The 23,562-nt window shown below is 58.9% G+C and carries 28 protein-coding genes, 1 tRNA gene and 1 pseudogene; 12 read left to right on the forward strand and 18 right to left on the reverse strand.

Annotation, left to right across the window (positions count from 1 at the left end; all coding sequences use genetic code 11):
• Position 1: 1 nt before the first annotated feature.
• From BOSE62_RS15060 to BOSE62_RS15090, 7 genes are all read left to right on the forward strand, one after another.
• Positions 2 to 2,350, forward strand: coding sequence for a DUF2460 domain-containing protein (locus BOSE62_RS15060; protein WP_159647559.1), 2,349 nt, complete (start codon positions 2 to 4; stop codon positions 2,348 to 2,350).
• Positions 2,347 to 3,165, forward strand: coding sequence for a DUF2163 domain-containing protein (locus BOSE62_RS15065; RefSeq protein WP_159647560.1), 819 nt, complete (start codon positions 2,347 to 2,349; stop codon positions 3,163 to 3,165). Before BOSE62_RS15060 ends, BOSE62_RS15065 begins: the two co-directional genes overlap by 4 nt.
• Before the next feature lie 26 nt (positions 3,166 to 3,191).
• A complete protein-coding gene (locus BOSE62_RS15070) occupies positions 3,192 to 3,584 on the forward strand; it encodes a peptidoglycan endopeptidase (RefSeq protein ID WP_159647561.1) in 393 nt (130 codons plus the stop codon).
• Positions 3,585 to 5,810 carry a GTA baseplate fiber-binding domain-containing protein gene (locus BOSE62_RS15075; RefSeq protein WP_159647562.1) on the forward strand — a complete coding sequence of 742 codons (2,226 nt, stop codon included), beginning with the start codon at positions 3,585 to 3,587 and terminating at the stop codon, positions 5,808 to 5,810.
• Between the two features lie 46 nt (positions 5,811 to 5,856).
• On the forward strand, positions 5,857 to 6,306 hold the full coding sequence (locus tag BOSE62_RS15080; protein WP_159647563.1) for a DUF2793 domain-containing protein: 450 nt from the start codon (positions 5,857 to 5,859) through the stop codon (positions 6,304 to 6,306).
• Positions 6,307 to 6,496: 190 nt separating this feature from the next.
• Positions 6,497 to 7,270, forward strand: a complete 774-nt coding sequence (locus tag BOSE62_RS15085; protein ID WP_159647564.1) for an outer membrane protein — start codon at positions 6,497 to 6,499, stop codon at positions 7,268 to 7,270.
• 85 nt (positions 7,271 to 7,355) lie between these two features.
• Entirely contained in the window at positions 7,356 to 7,862 is a 507-nt protein-coding gene (locus BOSE62_RS15090; RefSeq protein ID WP_159647565.1) for a hypothetical protein, read from the forward strand.
• Between the two features lie 184 nt (positions 7,863 to 8,046).
• Here the strand turns inward: BOSE62_RS15090 and BOSE62_RS15095 are convergent, their stop codons facing one another.
• The 9 genes from BOSE62_RS15095 to BOSE62_RS15135 form a co-directional block, all read right to left on the reverse strand.
• Positions 8,047 to 8,427 (reverse strand): GFA family protein, encoded by a 381-nt coding sequence (locus tag BOSE62_RS15095; protein WP_159647566.1) that lies wholly within the window; start codon positions 8,425 to 8,427, stop codon positions 8,047 to 8,049.
• Between the two features lie 81 nt (positions 8,428 to 8,508).
• Positions 8,509 to 9,288 (reverse strand): transglutaminase-like domain-containing protein, encoded by a 780-nt coding sequence (locus tag BOSE62_RS15100; protein WP_159647567.1) that lies wholly within the window; start codon positions 9,286 to 9,288, stop codon positions 8,509 to 8,511.
• Between the two features lie 110 nt (positions 9,289 to 9,398).
• On the reverse strand, positions 9,399 to 10,100 hold the full coding sequence (gene rplA / locus BOSE62_RS15105; protein ID WP_159647568.1) for a 50S ribosomal protein L1: 702 nt from the start codon (positions 10,098 to 10,100) through the stop codon (positions 9,399 to 9,401).
• Positions 10,101 to 10,104: 4 nt separating this feature from the next.
• Positions 10,105 to 10,536, reverse strand: coding sequence for a 50S ribosomal protein L11 (gene rplK / locus BOSE62_RS15110; protein WP_089133374.1), 432 nt, complete (start codon positions 10,534 to 10,536; stop codon positions 10,105 to 10,107).
• 171 nt (positions 10,537 to 10,707) lie between these two features.
• Positions 10,708 to 11,244 carry a transcription termination/antitermination protein NusG gene (gene nusG / locus BOSE62_RS15115; protein WP_067197598.1) on the reverse strand — a complete coding sequence of 179 codons (537 nt, stop codon included), beginning with the start codon at positions 11,242 to 11,244 and terminating at the stop codon, positions 10,708 to 10,710.
• 31 nt (positions 11,245 to 11,275) lie between these two features.
• Positions 11,276 to 11,470 (reverse strand): preprotein translocase subunit SecE, encoded by a 195-nt coding sequence (gene secE, locus BOSE62_RS15120; protein ID WP_067197601.1) that lies wholly within the window; start codon positions 11,468 to 11,470, stop codon positions 11,276 to 11,278.
• A gap of 144 nt (positions 11,471 to 11,614) precedes the next feature.
• Positions 11,615 to 12,190 (reverse strand): DsbA family protein, encoded by a 576-nt coding sequence (locus BOSE62_RS15125; RefSeq protein ID WP_159647569.1) that lies wholly within the window; start codon positions 12,188 to 12,190, stop codon positions 11,615 to 11,617.
• Entirely contained in the window at positions 12,184 to 12,876 is a 693-nt protein-coding gene (locus tag BOSE62_RS15130; protein ID WP_159647570.1) for a DsbA family protein, read from the reverse strand. The genes BOSE62_RS15125 and BOSE62_RS15130 overlap by 7 nt, the downstream gene beginning before the upstream one ends.
• Before the next feature lie 22 nt (positions 12,877 to 12,898).
• The gene (locus BOSE62_RS15135) at positions 12,899 to 13,780 is read right to left on the reverse strand and encodes a phytanoyl-CoA dioxygenase family protein (protein WP_159647571.1); all 882 of its coding nucleotides are present in this window, start codon (positions 13,778 to 13,780) and stop codon (positions 12,899 to 12,901) included.
• Positions 13,781 to 13,908: 128 nt separating this feature from the next.
• Here BOSE62_RS15135 and BOSE62_RS15140 point away from each other — a divergent pair, with 128 nt between their 5' ends.
• Positions 13,909 to 14,529 carry a TetR/AcrR family transcriptional regulator gene (locus tag BOSE62_RS15140; RefSeq protein ID WP_159647572.1) on the forward strand — a complete coding sequence of 207 codons (621 nt, stop codon included), beginning with the start codon at positions 13,909 to 13,911 and terminating at the stop codon, positions 14,527 to 14,529.
• Between the two features lie 3 nt (positions 14,530 to 14,532).
• On the opposite strand, the gene BOSE62_RS15145 is transcribed toward BOSE62_RS15140, so the two are convergent.
• Both BOSE62_RS15145 and BOSE62_RS15150 read right to left on the reverse strand, forming a co-directional pair.
• Complete coding sequence (locus tag BOSE62_RS15145; protein WP_159647573.1) at positions 14,533 to 14,922, reverse strand: VOC family protein; 390 nt, start codon at positions 14,920 to 14,922, stop codon at positions 14,533 to 14,535.
• Between the two features lie 27 nt (positions 14,923 to 14,949).
• Positions 14,950 to 15,025 (reverse strand) — tRNA-Trp (locus BOSE62_RS15150).
• A gap of 242 nt (positions 15,026 to 15,267) precedes the next feature.
• Here BOSE62_RS15150 and BOSE62_RS15155 point away from each other — a divergent pair.
• A complete protein-coding gene (locus BOSE62_RS15155) occupies positions 15,268 to 15,636 on the forward strand; it encodes a PilZ domain-containing protein (RefSeq protein WP_159647574.1) in 369 nt (122 codons plus the stop codon).
• A 77-nt stretch (positions 15,637 to 15,713) separates the two neighbouring features.
• Positions 15,714 to 16,262 (forward strand): cupin domain-containing protein, encoded by a 549-nt coding sequence (locus BOSE62_RS15160; RefSeq protein ID WP_159647575.1) that lies wholly within the window; start codon positions 15,714 to 15,716, stop codon positions 16,260 to 16,262.
• A gap of 6 nt (positions 16,263 to 16,268) precedes the next feature.
• Here BOSE62_RS15160 and BOSE62_RS15165 read toward each other — a convergent pair whose 3' ends face one another.
• From BOSE62_RS15165 to nhaA, 3 genes are all read right to left on the reverse strand, one after another.
• Positions 16,269 to 17,489 carry an aromatic ring-hydroxylating oxygenase subunit alpha gene (locus tag BOSE62_RS15165; protein ID WP_159647576.1) on the reverse strand — a complete coding sequence of 407 codons (1,221 nt, stop codon included), beginning with the start codon at positions 17,487 to 17,489 and terminating at the stop codon, positions 16,269 to 16,271.
• Between the two features lie 52 nt (positions 17,490 to 17,541).
• A complete protein-coding gene (locus tag BOSE62_RS15170) occupies positions 17,542 to 17,937 on the reverse strand; it encodes a YbaN family protein (protein ID WP_159647577.1) in 396 nt (131 codons plus the stop codon).
• 71 nt (positions 17,938 to 18,008) lie between these two features.
• Positions 18,009 to 19,202 (reverse strand): Na+/H+ antiporter NhaA, encoded by a 1,194-nt coding sequence (gene nhaA, locus BOSE62_RS15175; protein ID WP_159647578.1) that lies wholly within the window; start codon positions 19,200 to 19,202, stop codon positions 18,009 to 18,011.
• A 300-nt stretch (positions 19,203 to 19,502) separates the two neighbouring features.
• Between nhaA and BOSE62_RS15180 the strand changes: the two genes are divergently transcribed.
• Positions 19,503 to 20,408 (forward strand): hydrogen peroxide-inducible genes activator, encoded by a 906-nt coding sequence (locus BOSE62_RS15180; protein ID WP_159647579.1) that lies wholly within the window; start codon positions 19,503 to 19,505, stop codon positions 20,406 to 20,408.
• 76 nt (positions 20,409 to 20,484) lie between these two features.
• Positions 20,485 to 21,348 carry a leucyl/phenylalanyl-tRNA--protein transferase gene (gene aat / locus BOSE62_RS15185; protein ID WP_159647580.1) on the forward strand — a complete coding sequence of 288 codons (864 nt, stop codon included), beginning with the start codon at positions 20,485 to 20,487 and terminating at the stop codon, positions 21,346 to 21,348.
• 35 nt (positions 21,349 to 21,383) lie between these two features.
• Here aat and BOSE62_RS17590 read toward each other — a convergent pair.
• From BOSE62_RS17590 to BOSE62_RS15205, 4 genes and pseudogenes are all read right to left on the reverse strand, one after another.
• Positions 21,384 to 21,824: pseudogene (locus BOSE62_RS17590) on the reverse strand (DUF2155 domain-containing protein); the annotation flags it as partial.
• The gene (locus tag BOSE62_RS15195; RefSeq protein WP_159647581.1) at positions 21,821 to 22,228 is read right to left on the reverse strand and encodes an NADH:ubiquinone oxidoreductase subunit NDUFA12; all 408 of its coding nucleotides are present in this window, start codon (positions 22,226 to 22,228) and stop codon (positions 21,821 to 21,823) included. The gene BOSE62_RS15195 and the pseudogene BOSE62_RS17590, both read right to left, overlap by 4 nt.
• A gap of 81 nt (positions 22,229 to 22,309) precedes the next feature.
• Positions 22,310 to 22,825 (reverse strand): DUF192 domain-containing protein, encoded by a 516-nt coding sequence (locus tag BOSE62_RS15200; protein WP_159647582.1) that lies wholly within the window; start codon positions 22,823 to 22,825, stop codon positions 22,310 to 22,312.
• A 16-nt stretch (positions 22,826 to 22,841) separates the two neighbouring features.
• Entirely contained in the window at positions 22,842 to 23,462 is a 621-nt protein-coding gene (locus tag BOSE62_RS15205) for a cold-shock protein (RefSeq protein WP_159647583.1), read from the reverse strand.
• Positions 23,463 to 23,562 lie beyond the last annotated feature (100 nt).

The following is a 23,562-nucleotide window of genomic DNA, read 5'->3' on the forward strand; positions in this document are numbered from 1 at the left end:
TATGGGATTCTGGCTAACCGACAAAAGAACTGGGCAGCAAAACGGCTTCATCCAGCGCTTCGATCCCCGCTTCTGGACGATCAATTTCCCGCGTCCGATGATGGCCTCGGTGGTGACCACTGCAGCCGATGCACTGCGGGTGGATGCAGTCTTCTATAATAGCGACGATCTGGCCGGTCTGATCTGGGAGAGCGAGGATGTGCTCGACCATCCGTTGCTCGCGTACGAAACGGAGCGCGACTATGCCCGGCTCAAATGGACGTTTCACTGGCGGTCCTCGGGCATCATGCCGCTCGATGCGATCAACGGCCCGACGCTGACAATCGAAGGGCGGGATGCGGCAGGAGATCCGAAATCCTGGTATGTGCGATTGTGGAACTATGCCAGCGGCACGCCGACCGATGCAGATATCGCGATAGAATTTTCCAATGTCGATGGTGGTTTCCTGTTGCCGGGAGAGGCCGATCCGGTTCATCCGGGGGATATCGACCGGCTGTTCATTTCGATCGTACCGCCAGAATATGCCGAGCAAGGCACGCGTTTTCCCACGCCAAAAATCGGCTGGGTCGAGATGAGCGCAATCCGTACCCATGGCCAGGGCGCGGTGCTGGACACCGGTGATGTCATGTTGCCGGAAAATAGCCTGTCTATGGCTACTGCCTATGATGACAGTTTCAACCAGACGCCGGAACGCTTGCTGCGGATGATCCGCGCTCTGGGCTATCGCGGCGCGGTCAACCACTATCTCGGGATGAGCCATTATTTCCGGCTGGAGACGGTCGGGGAGGGGCTGTGTGTCAGCCTTTCCGCGCCGCAACCGGGCGAGCAATTTGCCGCGATCAACGAGCCGGCGGCCGTGTGGCACCGTGATCTGATGATCCGTGCCGAAGCGATGGGTTTTTCCGTGATCCTGTCGCTATCCTACGAACTGTTCGACGAGCATTGCTGGAGCGACTGGAAACAGCGGGCGGAGAACGGCGATCCGGCCTTGACCGGCTGGGAACCGCCGTCGACCTTGCTCTCGCCGGCCAATGGCGATGCGATGGCCTATCTGCAAGCCGTGGCACGGGCCTTTACCGCGATTGCCCGGGACGCCGGCGTGGCGATCCGCTTTCAGGTGGGTGAGCCGTGGTGGTGGGTCATGCCGGACAAGCGAATTTGTCTTTATGACGCGGCTGCATTGGCGGTTCTCGGTGAAAACGCGGTCAGCATCGGCGGCATCGATGGCCCCAAGACGGCGGGACAAAAGGCCATGCTCGACCAGGCCGGGGAGATATTGGCCGCATCGACCGCCGATCTGCTGGATGCGGTGAAGGATGAAGCGGGCGAAACGCCGGTCGAGACCCTGTTGCTGGCCTATTTGCCGACGATTCTGGACGAGCAGGCCCCGGAAACCAAGCGGGCTAACCTGCCTGTCGGCTGGGCCGCTCCCGCTTTCGACATATTGCAACTCGAGGATTATGACTGGGTGATCGCAGGCAATCGGTCGGCCACGGCGGCCGGGGTTGCCCTCGCGACGCAGAGGCTGGGCTATCCGGTTGAACAGCAGCAGTATTTTTCCGGCTTTGTGCTGCAATCGGCGGACAGCTTTATCTGGAGCCATATGGTCGATGCCATTGCCGGTGCGCGCAAACGGGGCACTGCGGATATTTTTGTCTGGGCGCTACCGCAGGTGGCGCGGGACGGTTTTACCTATTTTCAGGAAGAGGAAGAAGATGTGAACGCCTTCGACGACGTGCGCTTTCCGATAGCAATCGGTCAGGGGGCCAGCGTGTCGCCCGGATTTTCCACCAATGTCGTGACGACCCTTTCCGGTCACGAGAAACGCAACAGCGACTGGGCCGATGCGCGGCTGGAGTTCGATGTCGGGCCGGGCGTCCGGAGCGAGGACGAATTGCGGGCCCTGATTGCCTTTTTTCGTGCGCGGCGGGGTGCGGCCAAGGCTTTTCGCTTCCGCGATCCTTATGATCACAGCTCGCACGAGATGGTCGGTGCGCCGTGGTTGACCGACCAGTATCTCGGCAAAGGCGACGGCCAGAGGACCGAATATCAGTTGGTAAAAAATTATGGTGATCCGGCCGATGAACCGCAACAAAGGCTGATCACGCGGCCCGATCCGGAAACCGTGCTGGTCGCCGTCAACGGTGAGCCTGCCGCTGGCTGGTCGCTGGGTCCGGCGGGCATCATAATCTTCGACAGTCCGCCCGCCGAAGAGAGCGATATCACCGCCGGTTTCCTGTTCGATGTGCCGGTGCGTTTCGAAAGCGACCGGCTGTCCGTCAGTCATGCGACCTTTCTGGCCGGTGATATTCCCGAAGTCCTTCTGGTCGAAGTCCGGGAACCGTCATGAGCCTTGACTGGCTGGACCGGACGGTCACGACCAGCACCTATCTCTGGCGGCTAGAGCGCGCAGATGGCGTGGCTCTCGGCTTTACCTCGCATGATCGCGATCTTGTCATCGATGGATTTCGGTATCGCGCGGCTCCAGGCATGGTGCCATCCTCGATCGCGCTGTCCGACAGTCTGGAGGTCGACAATGTCGAAATTGCCGGCGTGATGACCAGTGCGGCGATTGCGGTGGCGGATCTCGAGGCCGGGCGCTGGGACGGCGCGCTGCTCTATATTTCGCTGGCCGACTGGCAGCAGCCCGAGGCCGAGCCTCTGCCGCTGATTTGCGGTGAATTCGGAGAGATCGTGCGGTCGGGCGACAGTTTCACAGTTGAAATGCTGGGCGCGACATCCTTTCTCGACGAGCCGGTTGCGCCGCTGACATCACCCACCTGTCGCGCCGAGTTTGGCGATTACCAGTGCAAGCTCAGCCTGCGCCGCTATCAGCGGGAAGGCCAGGTCCTGTCGGTTGACGGCGATACGATCGCCATCGAGGCGCTGGGTGATGCCGCGTCCGATTTTGCATTCGGTTCCCTGCGCTTTCTCGACGGTCCCAACTGCGGACTTAGCTATGCGATTGTCGACGGGGAAGCGGCTGTTGTCAGGCTGGCCGACCCGCCCGCAGAAACCGTCGCTCCGGGCGCAAGAGTGTTGCTCACCGAGGGTTGCAACAAGAATTTCGCAACCTGCCGAGACCGCTTTTCCAACAGCATCAACTTTCGCGGCGAACCCTATTTGCCCGGTAATGATCTGCTGACGCGATATCCCGGCGCATGACACGAACGAGAGAAGGATCACGGAAGATGGCTGACAAGGCTATGTCGCTTTGCGGTGCGCGCTTTTGCCTGCACGGCCGCGATGAAGAGATCGGGCTGGATTGCATAGGGTTGGCCCAGCAATGCCTGTTGGCCGGCGAATTCGAATGCGACGTGCCCAATGGCTATTCGATCCGCGGCGGGTCCGAACATTCGATCAGGACCTTCATGGCGGAGACCGGATTTACCCGCTTCCCGCCGGAATCGGAACTGTGCGAAGGTGATATTGTCCTGGTCCGGCCCAGTGGCGTGCAGTGGCACTTCCTGATCCGTGCCGGTGACGGCTTCGTGCACGCCCATGCCGGTCTCGGCAAGGTGGTCTTTTGCCCTGGCAAAGCGCCATGGCCGATTGTCGCGATATTCAGGCTGACGGAGGATTGAATGGCGACGCTGGTCTTGAGCGCTGTCGGCACCGCGATCGGCGGACCGATTGGCGGGACAATCGGAGCGATTATCGGCCAGCAGGTCGATCAGAATATCCTGTTCAAACCGAAGGGTCGCGAGGGGCCGCGGCTGCAGGAACTGGCCGTGCAGACGTCGAGCTATGGCTCGCAAATACCCCGGATATTCGGCCGGATGCGGGTTGCCGGAACGGTGGTCTGGGCAACCGATCTGAAGGAAACGCGATCCCGCGAGGGCGGCGGCAAGGGACGGCCCAGTACCACAATCTACAGCTATTCCGCCTGTTTCGCGGTTGCCCTGTCCAGTCGCCGGATCCAGTCCATCGGCCGCATTTGGGCGGACGGGAAAATCTTCCGCGGGGCGGCCGGGGATTTCAAGACCGAAACCGGCTTTGCCTTTTATCCCGGTGGCGAGGACCAGTCCGTCGACGGCCTGATGGCTAGCGCTGAAGCCGATGGCGGGACGCCCGCCTATCGCGGGCTGGCGCTGGCGGTATTTGAAGATATGGACCTGACCGAATATGGCAATCGTATCCCGTCGCTGACCTTCGAGGTGATCGCCGATAACGGTCCGGTTGCGATTGCCGATATCATCACGGATATTTCCGCACAGCGGATTATTCTGCCCGCGTCAGAGACGCTGTCAGGCTTTGCCGCCGGTGGCGAAAACCGGCACATGGCTTTGCGGGCGCTCACCGATACCATTCCTCTATCCTTTTCGACCGCGCCCCATGCAATCGGCCGGATCGAGGCATGCCCGCGCGCAGCGGATGACGCCGAACCGGTTTACGCCATTGCAGATGATTCTGTCCGGACGGCCGGACAACAGGACATTGCAAGGCCCGCCAGCCGCACTACTGCCATTTCAGCGACGCCGAGACAATTGTCGCTACGCTACTACGATCCGGCGCGTGATTATCAGTCCGGCATCCAGATGGCATTCCGCCCGGGAAGCGGCAGGATCTCAGTGGTGATGGATTTTCCGGCGGCGATATCGGCAGAGCGGGCGAAAGAACTCGCTGCCACCAGCCTCTCATCAGATTATGACGAACGCTTCGGCCTGCATGTTTCCGTGCCGCTCGGCAGTCACCCTTTGCGGCCCGCGACATTGGTCGAAATGGCCGGTTTCAATGGATTATGGCGGATAAGAGAATGCGAAATTGGTGCGTCGTGCGCGCAATTGTCGCTGCGGCGTGTGCGATCGGATCAGATGGCGGGGGAGATCGCAACGGATCACGGCAGAAATATTCCCGATCCTGATCTGCGCGCCGGGCCGACCCGTCTGGTGCTGGTCGATTTGCCTTTCGCTCTGGATGCGCCGACCGCCGCGTCGGATTCGGCAAGGCTCTATGCTGCTGCAGCCGGTGATGCCGGATGGCGCAACGCGCGGCTGTTTGCGGCCGGCCCGGACGGCGCGCCAGGTGATTATATCGGCCAGATACCCGCGCCGACGATTCTCGGGACTGTGGCCGGAACGCTTGGCCCGGCAAACCCGGCCCTGATCGACCAAGTCAACCGGATCGATGTGGATTTGCACAACCCGGGGATGCATCTGGCCCATGCCGACGAGGCGCGTCTGCTGGCCTGTAGCAATATTGCCCATATCGGCGGTGAATTCATCCAGTTCGCGGTGGCCAATCCGCTGGGAGCAGGGCGCTTTCGCTTGTCCCGGTTCATCCGCGGTCTTGGTGGCACCGAAGACAAAATTGCCAATCATGGTGCGAACGAGGATTTTGTCCTGCTCGATGGCGCGTCAATGCTGGAAATCGCTTCCGCCTTCTACACCCCCTTTGCTCCGGCGGCTTTCCTCGCTGCGGGGCGAGAGGATCCTGTTCCCGCCCTCTCGACCATCGAGATGCCGGGACGGGCGTTGAAACCCTGGTCACCGGTCCATCCGGAATGGGCGTTTATGGCCGGGGGAGCGCTTCAGATCGAATGGACCCGCCGATCCCGCGCCGGAACAGTCTGGTCCGACCACGTCGGCGTGCCGCTGGCCGAGGCGGGCGAGAAATACAGGGTTGAGCTAGTCGCCGACGGCGGGTCGGTAGCGGTGGTGGCACTGGAAACAACGGAGCCATTTGCCATCGTTTCGACCGCCCAGATCGAACCCTTCATGACCGGCAATGCGAGCAGCATGGATGTCAGCATCTTCCAAATTGGCGATGCCGGCCGGTCCGAGCCGCTCGCCTTTTCGATCCCGCTTTGAGAACCGCTGATGTTCACCTTTATCCATTTTCGAAAGGAGAAATGTCATGGCAATTTTGGAAACCGCACGATTCGACATCCCGCTGTTGGCGACCGGGCAGGCACATAAGGAATTGTTCCACAATGAAGCGCTCGCCCGAATCGATTTCCTTCTGCATCCGGTCGTGCAGGCGGTCGAGAGCGATCCCTCGAATATCGTGCCGTCGCCCGGCCAGTCCTGGCTGGTCGCACCGGGTGCCGTGAATGACTGGCTAGGCCGTGATGATCATATCGCCGGCTGGACGGAAAATGGCTGGCTATTCATCGTCCCGCAGACGGTGATGCGGATTTATGTCAAATCCAGCGAAAGCTATGCGGTTTATCGGGGATCCTGGCAATCGGCGGAAACCGTCACAAATCCGGCAGGGGGCGCTGTCGTTGACAGCGAGGCGCGCTTGGCAATCGATTCGATTCTGTCGGTCCTGGTGGCACAGGGGATTCTGCTGTCTACTAGCTGAAAGTGACTCATCTGCGCTGTTGGCGGGCGGAATTCGGCTATCTCACCGAGATTATGATCTATTTTTTGGCCTAATTATTGAAAATGGCGACATTTTCGCAACAGTTATGCAATTTGGTCGCTTGCACTGGAATGATCAAGCGGGTAGAAAGCGGCGTGAATTTAGAACCTAATTGAGAAGGGGAATATAAATGCGGAAGCTTGCCTTAGGAATGGCACTTGCCTCCACAGCGCTCGCTACACCTGCCCTGGCCCGTGACGGCCAGTGGTATGTCGGTGTCGAGGGCGGTGCGATGATTGTCGAGGACGTTGATCTTGATATTGGTGGTATCGCAGATACTGCTAGCATCGATCACGACACAGGATATGATTTCGACGGAATAGTTGGTTATGATTTCGGATCATTCCGTCTGGAAGCCGAAGTCGGTTACAAGCAGGCTAGCTCCGGCGACCTCGTCGGTACGACCCCGGTTCTCGGCGGTGCGTTTATTCCTGGCCTTGGAAATTCCGGAAATGCTGGATATTTCATCGATACAAACGGCGATGTCAACGCGCTCAGCTTCATGCTGAACGGTCTGGTCGACTTCGGCGCTGATGATGGAATTCAGGGTTTTGTCGGCGGCGGCGTCGGTGTTGCCCGTACTGAGCTCACCAATGTGATTGCTACGCCTTGGCTGGACGACTCCGATACCGGTTTCGCATGGCAGGCTATTGCCGGTGTTCGCGCTCCACTCAGCGACAGCTGGGACGTGGGCCTGAAATATCGCTATTTCAACACAACCGGAGTTGATCTCGTTGATTCGCTCGGTCGTGATGTTTCCACCGATATTTCGACCCACTCGATCCTCGGTAGCTTGATCTACAACTTCGGCGGCGAACCGGATGCACCTCCACCACCTCCGCCTCCACCACCTGGTGGGTGGGGGGATGGACGTCTGGTTTGGGTACAAAAGCGGACATTATAAATAGAAAAGATGCCGTTCCGCCGACGCCCTAATTGCGGACGTCTGAATATTCGGCCAATATGGCCTCGTCAGTCGTAAGAGAATCATGAGCATACTGGGATTGGTAATTATCGGGGTCATCTTCTGGCCTTGGCTCGGCAATCCCTCAGATTTCGTAAAATGGGAAGATCGTTTCAGAACTTCGATCCCCATAGCCTTGATCTTGGGTCAACCTTGCGAAACTCAGGAAGGAAACGCTATTATTCGCGACACTGGCCCGGAATGCTATCATTTCAGCGCTGCACGCGAATATAACGGGGTCTGGCTCTATGAATTTGAGGGTTCAACCTTTGTCGAGGGCGCAGATTCTGCACCTGAGCAACGACCGAAGGACGAGCGTTCGGCTTGGCTGCGGTATGATCCGCCAATGGAACTCGCAGGCAAATATGATGAGCAGAAAAAATGCTATACCGTGTCGGCCTTCCGAATAAGGTTCATCGGCAGAGAAAGGCAAGGCCGCGGAGGACATATGGGCCTTTGGAACAAAGTAGTTCTACCCACTCAAATGATCAAACTTGAGCCTCTTCCTTCACCGGATTGTAGCACATACTGAATTACCATTTCCCAGCGAGTTTCCGGGGTTCAAACGGCCACCAACCAATGTCCACTTTCGGGATGAAGTTGTCATTTGAAGTCGCTTATCTCTATGTCCACTAACCACCCACTTTCAGTCATTCGACGGGGTGAAAGATGATGGCGGCTTGCGGGGTGAAGCGGGCAATCGGTTGAACGCCCAACTATCTATCCCGCTGCAGCACCCCTTCTTCAATCTCGTAATAATCGCCCTTGTCGGCGACGAAGATATGGCTCCAGATATTCGTGCCGGTCGGCTGGTCGAAACAGCCCATGGCGATGGCGATTGTGTCGTGGTGGAGCGGGTCCCAAAACAGGAAGGCGCCGCAGGTGTCGCAGAAGCCGCGGCGGACTTTTTCCGAGGACTGGTACCAGCGGATATGGTCTTCGCCGTTGATGGTGACGGCGCTGGTCGGCACGTCGATCGAGGCCCAGTAATGACCGGACTGCTTGCGGCACTGGCTGCAGTGGCAGGCGTCGGCCTCGGGCAGGTCGCCGGCGACTTCGATATCGATGGCGCCGCAGAGGCAGGAACCCTTGTGCATATCATCCTCCCGGAAGTTGATCGGGAGCAATTCTAAAGCGAAAAGGGCGGGTACTGAAAGCCGGAAATCGCGGGTTGCGGCTCAGATGCGGGTTACCTTCACTCTTTGCTCGACCATTTGCATGCTGCCGAAGGCGGTGAGGAACGAGACATCGGTGGCGTCGCGGCCGATGCCGATGACCGCCATATCGCTTGGCTTTGCCATGCCGGTCGGGTCGACCAGACGCCAGTGGCCGTCGAGAAAGACTTCGGACACGGCGTGGAAATCCTGCGGCGCGACATCGGGGGCATAGGTGCTGGCAAAGCGGGCCGGGATATTGGCCGAGCGCGCCATGCTGATCAATATATGGGCATAGTCACGGCACACGCCCTTGCGCGCGGCAAAGCTCTGTCCGGCATCATTGTGGACATTGTCGGCGTCCGATCCGTAGCGCATGGTCTGGCGGATATAATCCGCCATGGCGGCCACCAGAGCACCACCGCTCAGCCCGGCAAATTCCTCCGTCACCACCTGGTCAAAGGCGTTGACCGAGCAATAGAGCGAGTTGAACAGATAGGGCACGGCCTCTCCCGGCAGGTCTGGCAGGTCGGTGGCGGGCAAAGCGGCAAAATCGGGGTCGGCGCGATCGATCGCGACCTGCGCCGCATAAGAGATGCTGAGCTGCTCCTCCTGCGTGGTCCACAATCTTGTGCCGATGCGGTCATGGGCCGGGACGATGGTTTTGCTGTTCGCCGGACCGATATCGATGCGCGAATCGGTCGGCGCCTGTCCGGCGGTCGCCGCAGCCTCGACCTGGACCAATATCGTGCAGGGTGCGGCGAGGCGGTAGGACAGGTCCGCGCTGATCTGCAAGTGGGTCATGTCGGTCCTTCCGGAAATTGTCACGCATGAAAAAAGGCCGGGAACGCGCCCGGCCTTTTTCTAAAAGCATTGCATATCATCCCCGCTTGCGCCGGGATGACCCCTATCAATCAGGCGCCTTCGATCTCGCCGAGATCAACCTTGAGGCCGGGGCCCATGGTCGTGCTCAGGCCGACCTTGCGGACATATCTGCCCTTGGCGCCGGCTGGCTTTGCCTTGATGACCGCGTTGACGAGCGCATCGAAATTCTTGCGCAGATCGGCTTCGGAGAAGCTGACCTTGCCGATGCCATTGTGGATGATACCGGCTTTTTCGACGCGATATTCGATCTGGCCGCCCTTGGCGTCCTTGACCGCTTGCGCGACATTCGGGGTCACCGTGCCGAGTTTCGGGTTCGGCATCAGGCCTTTCGGACCGAGAACCTTGCCGAGACGACCGACAACACCCATCATGTCGGGGGTTGCGATGATACGATCATAGTTGAGATCGCCACCCTGCATGGCTTCCATCAGATCTTCCGCACCAACCGTGTCGGCGCCCGCTTCCTTTGCTTCGTCTGCTTTGGCATCCTTGGCAAACACGGCAACCCGGGTTTCCTTGCCGGTGCCGGCAGGAAGCGAGATCACGCCGCGGACCATCTGGTCAGCATGGCGGGGATCAACGCCGAGATTGATCGCGACGTCGAGCGTCTCGTCAAATTTCGAGGACGAAGCCAGGTCTTTCAACGTCTTGATTGCTTCGTCGATGCCGTAGAGCTTTTCGCGATCGATTTTTTCGTTGATCGCCTGCATTTTCTTGGAGAGTTTCGCCATCTTCTTATCCCTCCACCACATCTACGCCCATCGAGCGCGCGGTGCCTGAAATGATTTTCATAGCCTGTTCAATGCTATTGGCATTGAGGTCGGCCATCTTCGTTTCGGCGATTTCCTTGATCTGCGAAGCCTTGATCGATCCGCCGGAAGCCTTGCCAGGTTCGCTCGAACCTTTTTTCAGCTTGGCAAGCTTCTTGATCAGATAGCTGGCCGGTGGCGTCTTGGTTTCAAAGGTAAAGCTGCGATCGCCATAGACCGTGATCTTGGTCGGGATCGGCGTGCCTTTTTCCAGCTTGTCCGTAGCCGCGTTGAACGCCTTACAGAATTCCATGATATTAACGCCGCGCTGACCCAGTGCAGGGCCGATTGGCGGGGATGGATTTGCAATACCGGCTGGTACTTGCAAATTGATATAACCATCAATTTTCTTAGCCATTTGGCAGTCCTTTCATTCTTTCGGTCCTTCGACAAGCTCAGGATGAGCGGGTCTCCGAAACCTCAAATTAAGCGGTCAGACAGAAGCCGAAACTTCCTCCCGCGGTGGTATTCGGCAGCTGAAAGCCACCAAATTCTGTTGTGCTCCGGACCTGGGTCCGAAGCATGAAAACTAGCTGATCAGGTCGACTTCGCCGAAGTCCAGTTCGACCGGGGTTGCGCGACCGAAGATGGACACGGAAACCTTGACCTTGTTCTTGTCGAAATCCAGTTCCTCGACAATGCCGTTGAAGCTGTTGAACGGGCCGGATTTGACCTTGACCTCGTCGCCGATTTCATAAGCGACCGTGATCCGTTCTTTCGGAGCGTTGGCAGCTTCTTCCTTGGTGTTGAGAATGCGGGCCGCTTCGGCTTCGCTGATCGCCTGCGGTTTGCCGCTGCTGCCGAGGAAGCCGGTAACCTTGGGCTGGTTCTTGACCAGGTGATAGACATCGTCGGTCATTTCCAGCTTGGCCAGCACATAGCCGGGGAAGAATTTCCGCTCCGACTGGATCTTCTTGCCGCGCTTGACTTCGGTGATGGTTTCGGTCGGGACCTCGATATCCTCGACCAGCTCGGTCAGGCCAAGACGCTTGGCGTCCGCCTCAATGGCTTCCTTGACCTTGTGTTCAAAGCCCGAATAAGCGTGAATGATGTACCAGCGTGCCATGCGAATAACCTAAAAAAACTGAGTGGGGCGTTTAGGCAAGGCTGAGGAGCCAGGCTACAATCCCGTTAAAAACCGAATCAACGCCCAGAAAAAACAGGCCGAGTATCGTTGTCATGATCAGCACGAGGATCGCCGTACGGACGGTCTCGGGCCATGTCGGCCAGACGACCTTGTTGGTCTCGGCCTTGACCTGATTCATGAATTCGCCTGGATTGACTTTCGCCATGCTTGATTCCCTAAACTTTCTCGCCGGTTTCCACATAAACTCCGGGTGTCAGTCATTTGACTGTGTTCGGATATATGCATGGTTTCGGAAAGAACCAGCCCTTTATACCCAGATTCCCGGATTCGCAAGAAAAAGAACGGGATTTTACCGGATGGTCGCCGCTTTGATCAGCGAGCCGATCCACGGGAGATGCTCGCGGCCGACAAATAGCTGGTCTGCAATGACATAGGAAGGCGATTCGAAAATGCCGGATTCTTCTGCCGCGGCGCGGATGGAATCCAGCGTTTCACGGGCCGACTGCATGTCGGGAAGAGCAAGGTTCACGTCCGATAGCAGGCCCGCCACCTCCGCCTCGTCATCAAGGTTCGCCTGATCCGTCCAATAAGCATCATAAGCGGCGCGGATGAACGGTACCGGGTCACCCTCCAAGCCCGCCAGGGCGGCAAGAGCGGTATCGCTACCCGCCGGATCCGTCGCGAAATGCATGTTCCGCCCCTGAACCGCAGCATAATGCAAATGGGTGTCGCGCCGGGCGATCGCGCGGACGCGGCGATGGCGCTCCCCGACCGTCTCGTCGGCCTTTTTGTCGGGAATCAGAAAGGGGCGGGCCGCAAAAGGCCGCCAGTCGACAGGAACGCCGGTTTCCCGCGCCAGACCCAGTGTCGGTTCGAACGCGAGGTAAGATGCGGGCGATTTGAAGTCGATGAAGACAGTCAGCATGGCAATGCCTCCGCGCTATCAATTTCGTAAGCGATATCGGGCGCCGGACCTTTGCGGCCCTGCAGGTGCCAGCGGACATAAGGGAGATGTTCACGGCCAAAGAGGATGGTGCCGTCAAAGACATAGGTCGGAACGCCGTAGATGCCACTCGGGTGAAGCTGCGCCTGCAGCGCGTCATGATGCGCCCGTCCCTCGCCCTCGACAAAGGCCGCAAAGCCGGTCGAGTCGATACCGGCCTGCTCCAGACAGGCCTCGACCACCGCAACATCCTCGATATCAAGCTCCCGCCGCCAGAAGGGCGGGTAGACCGCTTCAAAATAGTCACCCAGCCGGTCGCGATCCGTCTGCATCGCCCAGGATATAGCGATATTGGCGATCGACGAATCCCAGATTTTCTCGGTGCCTTTGAGCATCAGGCCCTGTCGCTCGGCATAGCGGCGGGCATCGGCATAGCCATATTTGATCCCCGTCCACTGGCTGGCGCTGCGGTTGCTTTCAACCAGCTTGCCCTTGCTTTTCCGCGCCGAGCCCAGATAGCTGGGGATATCGAGCGTCAGGGGCCGCCAGTCGAATCGCATGCCAAGAGATTTTTCCAGCGCCAGCGTCGGCCGGATGGCGACAAAGGCATAGGGACTCTTGATGTCGACATAGACGATCAGTGGCGCGTCGCTTTTCAGGGCTTTCATATGGTCTCCCTTCGAGGGCAGTTCAGATCTGCGTCAAGACCCTGCCCGGGTGCATGCCGTCAACATAGCCCATGAAGGGGGGGTGGATATTGTAGCCCAGCAATTCCTGGACCCGCTTGGGGAGGCGCGCAACTTTTTCGGGAGACACCGCGAGCAATTGCTGTTCCAGCGGGCGGCACCATCCCTTGCAGAATTGCGGCGTCACGATCAGGCGATGGGCATCCGAACTGTTGCCGCCGCCGCGATGCCACAAGGTCCCCTTGGCGATCATCAGCGAACCGGCCGGCATGGTCGCCTTGATCATATCGGGATGGTCATCGCTGCTGCTGGTCTGTTTGTCGGTAACGCCCGTCTTGAAATCGGAGCCGCGATTGGCACCGGCCGGCTGTTCGTCACCCCATTTGTGGCTGCCGGGGATGATTTCGGTGGCACCATTGGTCTCGGTCGTGTCGTTGATCGACCAGAAAGTCGACAGGCTGAGCGGGTCGCGCGGCCGGGCCAGACTGCAATGGCTGTCATCGAAATGCCACGGCTGGACAGTTTCGCCGGGATGCAGGTTGATTGCGAGACAGGCATAGAGCAGGCAGCTTTTGCCAAGCTCCCGTTCGGCAAAGGCCAGTTGCAGGGGATGGGATATCAGGTCGGCAAAGACCGGATCCTTGTCGAGCATCCCGTAGATGCGGTTGGACCGGTCGCCCTCGAAATTGTTGCGGCCGCGGATATCGGCGTCGATCCAGGGTTTCAGTGCCGCGTGCTGCTGCTCCAGCTGCTCGGGACTCAGGACATCGAGGAAGATGACATAGCCTTCCTCCTGAAACTGGTCCCAGGCATCGTCAAAGTCGCGTCCCTGCAGATAGGGGGCGAGGTCCGTCGCTGCAGTGTCCATTTGGTTCGCTATGTTCATGCGTCCGCTCCGTCATTGGTCTGTGCGGATCGCCTAGCAACTATTTGAATTGAATTCAATTCAAATAGTTGCTAGGGCGTTGCGATGCAGGATATCCGGGGGAACGGGCTGTGGCCGGTCAAGGAAAAATGAGAGAAGGCAAGACAAAGGAGCGCGGGGCAGGGGAAAGCTCCGACCGCAAGATCATGCGCGCCGCAAACATCCTGGCGGCTGCGGAATTGCTCCTGCGCGAAGGGGACGGCGAACTGGAAATGGGGCAGGTCGCCGGCAAAGCCGGCGTATCCGTCGGCCTCGCATACCATTATTTCGGCTCCAAATCCGGCATGCTCGGGGCCATCATCCACGCTTTCTACGATCGCTATAATCAGGTGGCGAACCAGTATTTCGACCCGGACATCACATGGGGCGTGCGCGAGAAACGCCGTTTGATGGCGGTGGTCGAATTTCTCTACAATGATCCCATGGCGCCCGTCATTCTCGGAAAAATGGCCCTGACCAACCAGGTGGCGGCGGTCGAGTCCACCCGGCACGACGAGATGATCGAAATGGCGATTCGGAATATCAATTCCGGCATCAGACGCGGCGATATCGGCACCCATATCGATCCGACCATCGCCGGCGCTGCCATTATCGGTGCGCTTCGCAGCGGCATCATGCACGCCATGGGCATGGACCCGCGGCCGGATCCGGAGAAGCTGACGCATCAGATATGGGGGATGATCGCCGGAGCGCTGGATATTGATCGATAGCCCTCAATGGCGTTCGATCAGGTCCCATTTGTTACCGAACGGATCGCGAAACACAACGACCTTGCCATAGCTTTCGATTCGGGGTTCTTCGATAATATCGATCCCTGCCCGCTCCATCAGGGCGATGTCGCTGTCGAAATCATAGGTTTCGAGGAACAGGAAGACCCGGTCGGCGGCCTGCTCGCCGATAATTTCTTCCTGCGCCTCATTGCTGGCCTTGGCCAGCAGCAACCGGGTTTCGGTGCTGCCGGGCGGTGCAACGAGCACCCAGCGCTTGTCTTCGGAAATCTCGCTATCCTCAATCAGTTCAAATCCCATCAGCCCGACATAGAAGGCGATTGCCTGATCATAGTCAGGAACAATCAGGCGGATGGCGGAGATAAACTGGGTCATGAGGACTTCGGTTATGAAGGGGAAAAATGGCAGGAGTGCACGGACTCGAACCGTGGGCCCTCGGTTTTGGAGACCGATGCTCTACCAACTGAGCTACACTCCTGCACGGGCCGCATCGCCCTTGCGAAACAGCCGGTTCGCGCGCCTTAGCGTCCCGAGACGATTTCGGCAAGCGTGATTGTGCGCCAAAGGGCCAAAACGCGCCACGATTCATTCCGCACATTTTCTGTTTACCATGATTGTAAACGCGGAATTTACCGGTAAGCACTAGACTTCCTGTCTCGCGGCTTCTTCAGACCAGGGGAGGCGCCGCCGTCGCGAAAAAACGCCCCGAAGGAAACAGGTATGGCAGAAACACTGGCTCGCAGTTCAACGATATCCGCAGGCAACGGCCAACCGGCCATGCAATCTGCTGCGGCGTCCGGAGCGCAGAGATTTGCGCCGGGCTATCAGGTCGCGATCAAGGCCAGGATGCGCTTCTCCTGCTCCCGCAGCTTCCCGGTCGAAATAACCTCCATTTCGCTCGCCGGATTTACCAGCGACGCGTTGCAACCCGCGCATCCCGGCACCCTGTGCTGGTTGACCCTGCCGGGATTGGGAGCGCTCGAGGCGGAGGTGGTCCGCAGCAGTAACCAGGGCATTTCTTGCGCCTTCAAGAATGTGCTCAATCCAGCGGTGCTGAACCATTATATGACCAAATATCAGGCTGACTAGCGCCTGACATTTTATCGGCTTTGCCGGATGGAGTGTCTGCTGCTAATGTCATGACCCGAACGGGTCCGGAGGATGATATGACAGATGCAGACGCTCCTGTTGCGAGCAAGCCTGAACCACTGAAAGTGATGCGAATTTTCAGAGGCAAAGATGCGCCAAGCCTCGATGAGGCGGGGCATATGACCTATGTCGATGACGATCCGGTCATTCTCGACGGTGCGGCAAAGCTGGGCGAGGAAGGCATCGGCGACGGCGCGGTGCTCAAATGCCTGTTCAGCGGATTTGGCTTCTCCCTGCATTATGTCTGGTTCAAGCCCGGCTATCCGCTGCCGCTGCACAGCCACGACAGCGACTGCCTCTATTATCTGATCAGCGGCGACATCCGGATGGGCACCGAAGAGATGGCGGCAGGCGACGGCTTTTTCCTGCCCGCCGGCACGCCCTATACCTATACGATCGGAGACGCGGGCGTTGAACTGCTGGAATTCCGCACGCAGGAGGATTTTGACATCCGCTTCAAGGGCAAGACCGAAGCCTATTGGGAAAAGATGCTGGAAAAACTCCGCGCCGAACAACCGAAGTGGAAAGAGGCGTTGCCCCCGGTCAGGGACTATCGCAACGCCTGATTCTCCCTACTCCGCGGCTTGCAACTGTGGTGCAAAAATCCGGTTGAGTTCCGCATCATCGGCTTTGGTCAGGCGATCGACCCACTGGTGAAAAGCCTGTCCGCCACCCTCGTTGCGGCCGAACCAGACCTTGTCGATCAGACCCGATTGCAAGGCTTCGTGCTGGCGCTTCCCGGTCTTGTAATCTTCTTCCGCGACCACGACTTCAAGAAAGTCGAATTGCTCCCGCGCACCCTGGCGCACGGCATCGTCGGTCGGTTCATGTTCCATCACGTAAAATTGCGTGGTGTAGCTTTCCCCGACATTTTCGCCCGGGAACAGCTGCGAGATCATCGCACCGCGGCCGCCACCGCCGTAGAAGCTGGCAATCGAGATATGCGGGAAGATCGTCCACACGCCTTGCAGCAATGCGTCGATCGGCCAGTCTTTTTCATCGATCTCGGTGAGATCAAGCTGTTCGTCGCTGCCCGTTTTCTGGATCAGTTTCGACGGGGAGGACAGGCGCTGGTGCGGTCCCCAGGCAAAATAGTTCGCCCGGTTGAAGAAATCGGAACCGAACGTGTCCTTGTGCAAAACGGGAAGGTGATAGAAGTCGAGATAGCCGTCATAGGCGGTCTTCCAGTTCGGCCCCGGGATGGTCCGCTGGTCAAACAGGTGCCAGCTGTCGAAGCCGAAATGTTCGAGCAGGCTGTCATAGCCGCAGAGATAGGACTCGATGTCCAGCGTGCTGTCCGGATCCAGCGTCGCCCAGATCAGCCCGGCCCGTTCCAGCGTCGGGAATTTTTGCAGGCAGAAATTTGCCTTGTCGACCTTGCCGAAATCCTTTGGCGATGCGATCGCGAGCAGGTCGCCGTCATTCTTGAAGGTCCAGCCGTGATAGCCGCAGGTAAAGCGCGAGGCCTTGCCGCTGCCTTGCGCCACCGGATTGCCGCGATGGGTGCAGCTGTTGAGAAAGGCCTGCGCGGTGCCGTCTTTCTGGCGCGTGAGCAACACCGGAATGCCGGCCATTTCCATCGCCTTGTAACAGCCTGGTTCGGGCAGTTCGCAGGATGGTGCCATCATCAGCGGCAACCGTTTAAAGATCAGATTCTTCTCGCGCTCGAACTGCGCTTCATCCGTATAGTCGGACGCCGGTATTGCGACCACGTCATCGACCAGTTCCATTGTGCCCGCCTTGCCATGTTCGACCAGCGAACGAGTCATTTCCAACAATTGCTGCCGCGACATAATTCTCTCCTCAGATTTGGCTGAAGATTACCAGATTTGCGGACTGCGGAAACTATTCTTTATGCGAAGGGGGCTGGACCGGCAATTTGGCCGGATCGGGCTCGTTGCGTGTCCAGATCCAGCTGCCGCTGATCAGCGCAGCGGCGATCGGAACGAGATTCCACGGCAGTTTGACAAACAGCAGGGCGAGCCCACAACTGACCGCAAAGGCGACTGTCGCCGCCCATTTGCCGCGCCGGGTGATTGCGCGGCGCTCGCGCCAGTTCCTGATATGATGGCCAAAGACGTGATGGTCGACCAGCCAGGCCTCCAGCCGTGGCGAACTGTTGGCAAAACAGAAGGCCGCCAGAATCATGAATGGCACCGTCGGGAGCAGCGGCAGGATGATGCCGATGCTGCCCAATGCAAGCGAAGTCAGTCCCGCCAACAGATAGAATTGTCGCTTCATGATTGCGCTCTATCACGCTTTGCGGCGATTGCCGACAGATTCGACATAGCTGTTCTGGCAGGGAAAGGCGATCAGGCCGGTTTCGTGGGGTACGCAGGTCCGGGCGACGTTGTGAAGCGCAGCAGGCAATATCCCAGGAGGCCCGAAAGCAGCGACCCGCTGATCACGCCCAGTTTAACGGTTTCGATCTGTTCGGGGTCGACAAAGGCCAGATTGCCGATGAACAGGCTCATCGTGAAGCCGATGCCGGTCAGGCAGGCGAGGCCGTATAGCTGCATCCAGCTGACCCCCGCCGGTCGTTTTACCAGACCGATCTTCGTCGCCAGAAACATGAAACCGAACACCCCGACCTGTTTGCCGATCACCAGACCGGCGGCAATGCCGAGCGCCAGCGGGGCCATCAGATCGGCAATTTGCAGACCTGCCAGCGACACGCCGGCATTGGCGAAAGCGAATATCGGCAGCACCAGAAAAGCGGTCCAGGGGTGCAACATATGCTCGAGATGTTTCAGCGGCGAACGGCCATCCTTGGTGGAAAGCGGGATTGCCAGCGCCGCGATGACTCCGGCCAGCGTGGCATGGACGCCGGATTTCAGAACACAGATCCACAGGAATATGCCCACCAGTATATAGGGCGCGGTGCGGATTACGCCCAGCCGGTTCATTGCGAACAGCACGATGGTTCCGCCGCCGGCGAGCAGTAGCGAGAATCCGGAGACTTCGGCGGTGTAAAATAAGGCGATAATGATGATCGCGCCGATATCGTCGATAATCGCGATCGCCAGCAGCAGCACCTTGAGCGAGACGGGCGCATGCTTGCCGAGCAGGGCGAGCACGCCAAGGGCAAAGGCAATATCGGTCGCCGCCGGAATCGCCCAGCCGCTGATATTCTGCGGCATGGTCCAGTTGAAATAGAGAAACACCAGCGCCGGCAGCGCCATGCCGCCGATCGCTGCCACAGCCGGCAGAGCGGCCTGTTCGACAGTGGAAAGCTGCCCCTCGATCAGTTCGCGTTTCACTTCCAGTCCGACCAGGAAGAAGAAGATCGCCATCAGCCCGTCGTTGATCCACAGCGACAGCGGCTTGGCGATTTCCAGTGCGCCGAACTGGATGGCTACCGGGATATCGAGAAAGGCCAGATAATAGGGATTGAAGGCGCTGTTCATCGCGATCATGGCCGCGACCGCAGCGCAGAACAGGATGATGCCGGCGCTGGTTTCCTGCGCAATAAATTCCTGCAGTGCGGCGCTCATCTTCTTTACCATCAGGCTGTCGTCCTCGTTCCGGAATTGCGGTCATAAAAATCGGGGCGGCGAGCCGTTGAGGGAGTGCTGCCGCCCCAGTAGCGGGGGAAGGGAAGGGACCGGAGAATGCCGCCAATGCGGCGATATCGGCGCCCCTGTACGATGCTTGCGGATCAGGTTGCTGCTATACGGGTCCTTGACTTACCTCTTTCAACCGTGCCCGGGCATCGATAAGGTTGATATGCGGGATGAGGCATGATAAATCCAATCGAATGAAATCATATTTATTAATAGATATGTTCTATAGTATGGAGCTGTGCCATGCCGACGTTACGCCAGTTTGAATATCTTGTTGCGGTCGCCGACCAGGGTCATTTTGGCAAGGCGGCACAATCCGCCGGCGCTTCGCAACCGACCCTGAGCCATCAGCTGCGGACGCTGGAGCAGCGATTGGGTGTGACCCTCGTCGAACGCCGCACCCATGGCGCGGAGCTGACGCCGGTGGGGCGCGAAATTGCGGCGCGCGCGCGGCAGGTGTTGGTCGAGGTAAAGGATATTCGTGATCTGGCCGAGCGGGCCAGCGACAGCCTCGCGGGTATTTTGCGCTTCGGCGTGTCGCCGACATTGGGGCCCTATCTGATGCCTCCGGTGATTGCCGCCCTGCATCGCACCCGGCCGGACCTGCGCTTCTATATGCGCGAGGGCATTCCCGATCTGCAGGCCATGGAACTGACCAAGGGATCGATCGATATGCTGCTGGGGCCCTTGCCAATCGAAGGCGAGAATCTGCATATCGAGCCGCTGTTTCGCGAACCCTTGCTACTGGTGGCACCACCCGATCACGAGCTCGCCGCGCGGGATAATCTGACGCTTGCCGATCTGGCCGGTTTGCCCGTGCTGAGCATGGACCGGCGGCATCATCTTCACCGCGACGTGGCGCGACAGTGCCAGCAGCATGATATGAACCTGCTGCGCGATTATGAAGGCACCAGCCTGGACAGCGTCCGGCAGATGGTCGCATCCGGGCTGGGACTGGCGATATTGCCTGCGCTTTACGTGCGATCCGAATTGCCCCGCGGCGGCGATGTCGCTTTGCTCGATGTCGAAGGCTGGTCGGTCACCCGCAGCATCGGTGCTGCCTGGCGCACCAATGCCGGCTTTGCCAGCGAATATACCGCGATCGCCGAGAAAATTGCCGAGGAAGCCCGGGTGCTGATGGCGGCCTGACGGGCGCCATCCTTGACGCCCCGGCTTTGTTGTTTTCGGGCTGGGCGAACGGCACCGGCCACGTTATCCATCCCCTATGACCATTGATCTTGATCTCCTGTTAAAAGCCTATGCATCGGGCATCTTCCCGATGGCGGATGCCCGGGACGATCCGGACACTTTCTGGGTGGAACCAAAAACGCGGGCCATCATTCCGCTCGACAATTTCCGGATGTCGCGCTCGTTGCGCAAGACCATCCGATCCGACCGGTTCCGGGTGTCGACCGACAGTGCCTTTGCCGATGTGATCCGGATTTGCGCCAGCGAGGCCGACGACCGTCAGGAAACATGGATCAATGCCGAGATCGAACAGGCGTTCAACCAGCTGCACCAGCTGGGCCATGCGCACAGCGTTGAATGTTGGCTATGGAATGCCGAATCCGGTGAGGAGGATCTGGTCGGTGGTCTCTATGGCCTCGCCATTGGCGGCGCCTTTTGCGGGGAAAGCATGTTTTCGCGCGCCAGCGACGCGTCGAAAGTGGCGCTGGCATGGCTGGTGGCCCGGTTGAAGGTCGGCGGATTTCCGCTGCTCGACTGCCAGTTCATGACCGATCATCTGGCATCGTTGGGCGCGGTCGAGATCAGCCAGAAAGCCTATCTGGCTATGCTCGGAAAAGTGCGGAACTATGCGCCGTCTTCGGATTCGGCGATCAGGTCACCGATCAGGTCTTCCGGCGGATTGCTGGCCGGTGGTGCTGGTCTCGCTGCCGGTGCCGGAGCAGGGCTTGGCGCGGCGGCCGGGGGAGATGGCGATTCCGTCTCCGTCTCGTTCGGCGCGCTCGATATATTGTTGGCCAGATTGGACGATGATGTGCGCGGTGCCGTCGGATTGACCGAATTTTCCGGCGGATTTTCCTCGCCGGGGAAGCTCATCGCGCAGCTCTTGACCCAGACATCATAGATCGGGTGCTCGACAACGTTCAGCGACGGCGATTCGCGAAACAGCCAGCCGGAAAAAACCCGTTTCCATTGATCCTCGCCGGACCGATTGGAAGGGCGTTCGTTAACCAGCAGCTGGACAAAGGCGCCCTGCTCGGGGGTGAGTTCCCAGGGGGCGGTGCGTTCGCAGGCTCGCAGCCGGACGATCGCGCGACCGATGCGGATGGACTGGCCGGGCCGCAATTCGAGATCCCGGGTCAGGCCGTTGCGCTTGTTCAGAAAGCCGAGCGTGGCAACCCGTTCCGCCATCGGCGTTCCGATCTGCTCCGTAACCGGTGCGACCAGATCCCCATCGGTTGCAGCAACTTCTCCTTTTTCAGCCGCCTGGCCGGTGGCATTTTCCTCGACATTGTCGTCGCTGAACCAGCCACAGCCCGTCAGCAACAGCATGGCGGCCAGCATCGGAAAGGAAACGGAGTGGCGCAGCATGCCGGTCATTCCGCTTCGGCGGGGTTCCAGGATTCATAATCGCCGGTTGCTGCGGCACGGTGACCGCCTTGTTCCAGTGCCCCTGCCGGGCGATAGGCATAAGCGGTGCCGGTCAGGTTTCCGCTCGGCTCTTTCTCCCAGATGCGCGGTTGCGGCAAATGGCTTTCGGGAATTTCGTCATAGCTGTGATGCAGCCATCCGTGCCATTCCGGCGGCACGCGGCTGGCGTCATTGGAGCCGTTGTAAATAACCCAGCGCTTGCCGGCCGGATCGCCGGATTCGGCTTTTTTTGCCTGATAATAGATATTGCCAAACACATCTTCGCCGACGCGCTTGCCTTTGCGGGCGCTAAACAGGGCGGTGCCGATCGTTGCGCCGTCCCACCAAGTGAATATTTTCGCCAATATGTTCATGCTGTGCGCTTAGCCCCGCAGCCATGCGCTTCGCAATGAAAAAATGTCAAAGCGGACGGATGGTGGCGCTTGTTGATAGCGTCACTGCCAAGTGATTTTGTCGCCGGGTTCGATACCCAGTTCTGCCGCGCGCCCTGCGGCAATTTCAAACACGGCGGCCACCGGCTCGCCGGAGCGGACCGATTCCAGCGAATAGGGCGTGGTGTTGGCCGCGATCGATTCGATCGTCCCGTCGCGGCGGACAAAGATAATATCCAGCGAAATCACGGTGTTTTTCATCCAGAAGCTGGCGATGCGATCTTTGGCAAAGGGGAAAATCATTCCTTCGTCCGGCGCCAGCCGGGTCCGGAACATCAGGCCCTGTGCCTGTTCGGCAGCGCTTTCTGCCACTTCGACGGTGAAGCGATGCACCGCATCCGACGTCTTGACGCTGAGCGGCACCTGTCTGAGCCCCGCTTCGGAGAGGGGCATTTCATTCTGCGGCCCGCTCTGTGCGCTGGCCGCACTGCTATCACCGGCCCGGGCATGGCAGCCGGGTAGGGCTGCCGTGGCAAGCAGCGTCAGGGAAAGCGCGATCGCTTTTGAATGCTTGATCATGCGGGGGGTCTCTTTTTCAGTCAGACGGAGGCAGGCAGACTTGCACCGCCATATGGCCGCGGTTTCCGTCTCTTATGCGGGTCAGTAGCGGCTGGCCCGGCGCAATTTCTGCAATGCCCGCATCCCGCAGGGTTTCCATGTGGAGAAAAATATCGCCATCGAACGCGTCGCTCACCAGAAATCCATAGCCTTTGGCGCGATTGAACCATTTGACCTCGGCGTTGACGAAGGCGGAATTCTCGTCGACGATATGCATCGCCTGCCGGTTGCCTTTCGGCTCCGATTTGTCCGCTTTGGGGCCGCAACTGGACAGGTCGATGTCCAATATTCTGGTCGCTTGCAGCCCTTTGGGCGCAACCGCATATTCGCAGGTGACCAGGGCCATTTCCGGCAATTCGCGGGTGCCGAGGGATTCCAGCAGGCTCCAGTGCACCAATATATCTGATTGCGGGCCGGAAGAGGTGTCACCGGAATCGATATTTTCCGGAACGATGAAGCCGAAGCCGCGATGGCTGTCGAACCATTTCACCCGGCCGGTGGCGCGCAGCAATTCGCCGTCGGTTGAGGAATGATCATGCTCGCTGTGATGGGGCGTGCGATTACCCGCAGGATCAGGTTCCGCAAACAAGCTTGCCACTATGCATCTCCGAACAAAACTAAACCAAATCAAAAAACTAACATATTTCGACTCGATCAGCACTATATATCACAATATTGCAAGACTGGCGATTCTTGAC

Origin of the sequence: Sphingorhabdus sp. 109 (assembly GCF_902506555.1) — a bacterium.
In the GTDB taxonomy this organism is placed as follows: domain Bacteria; phylum Pseudomonadota; class Alphaproteobacteria; order Sphingomonadales; family Sphingomonadaceae; genus Parasphingorhabdus.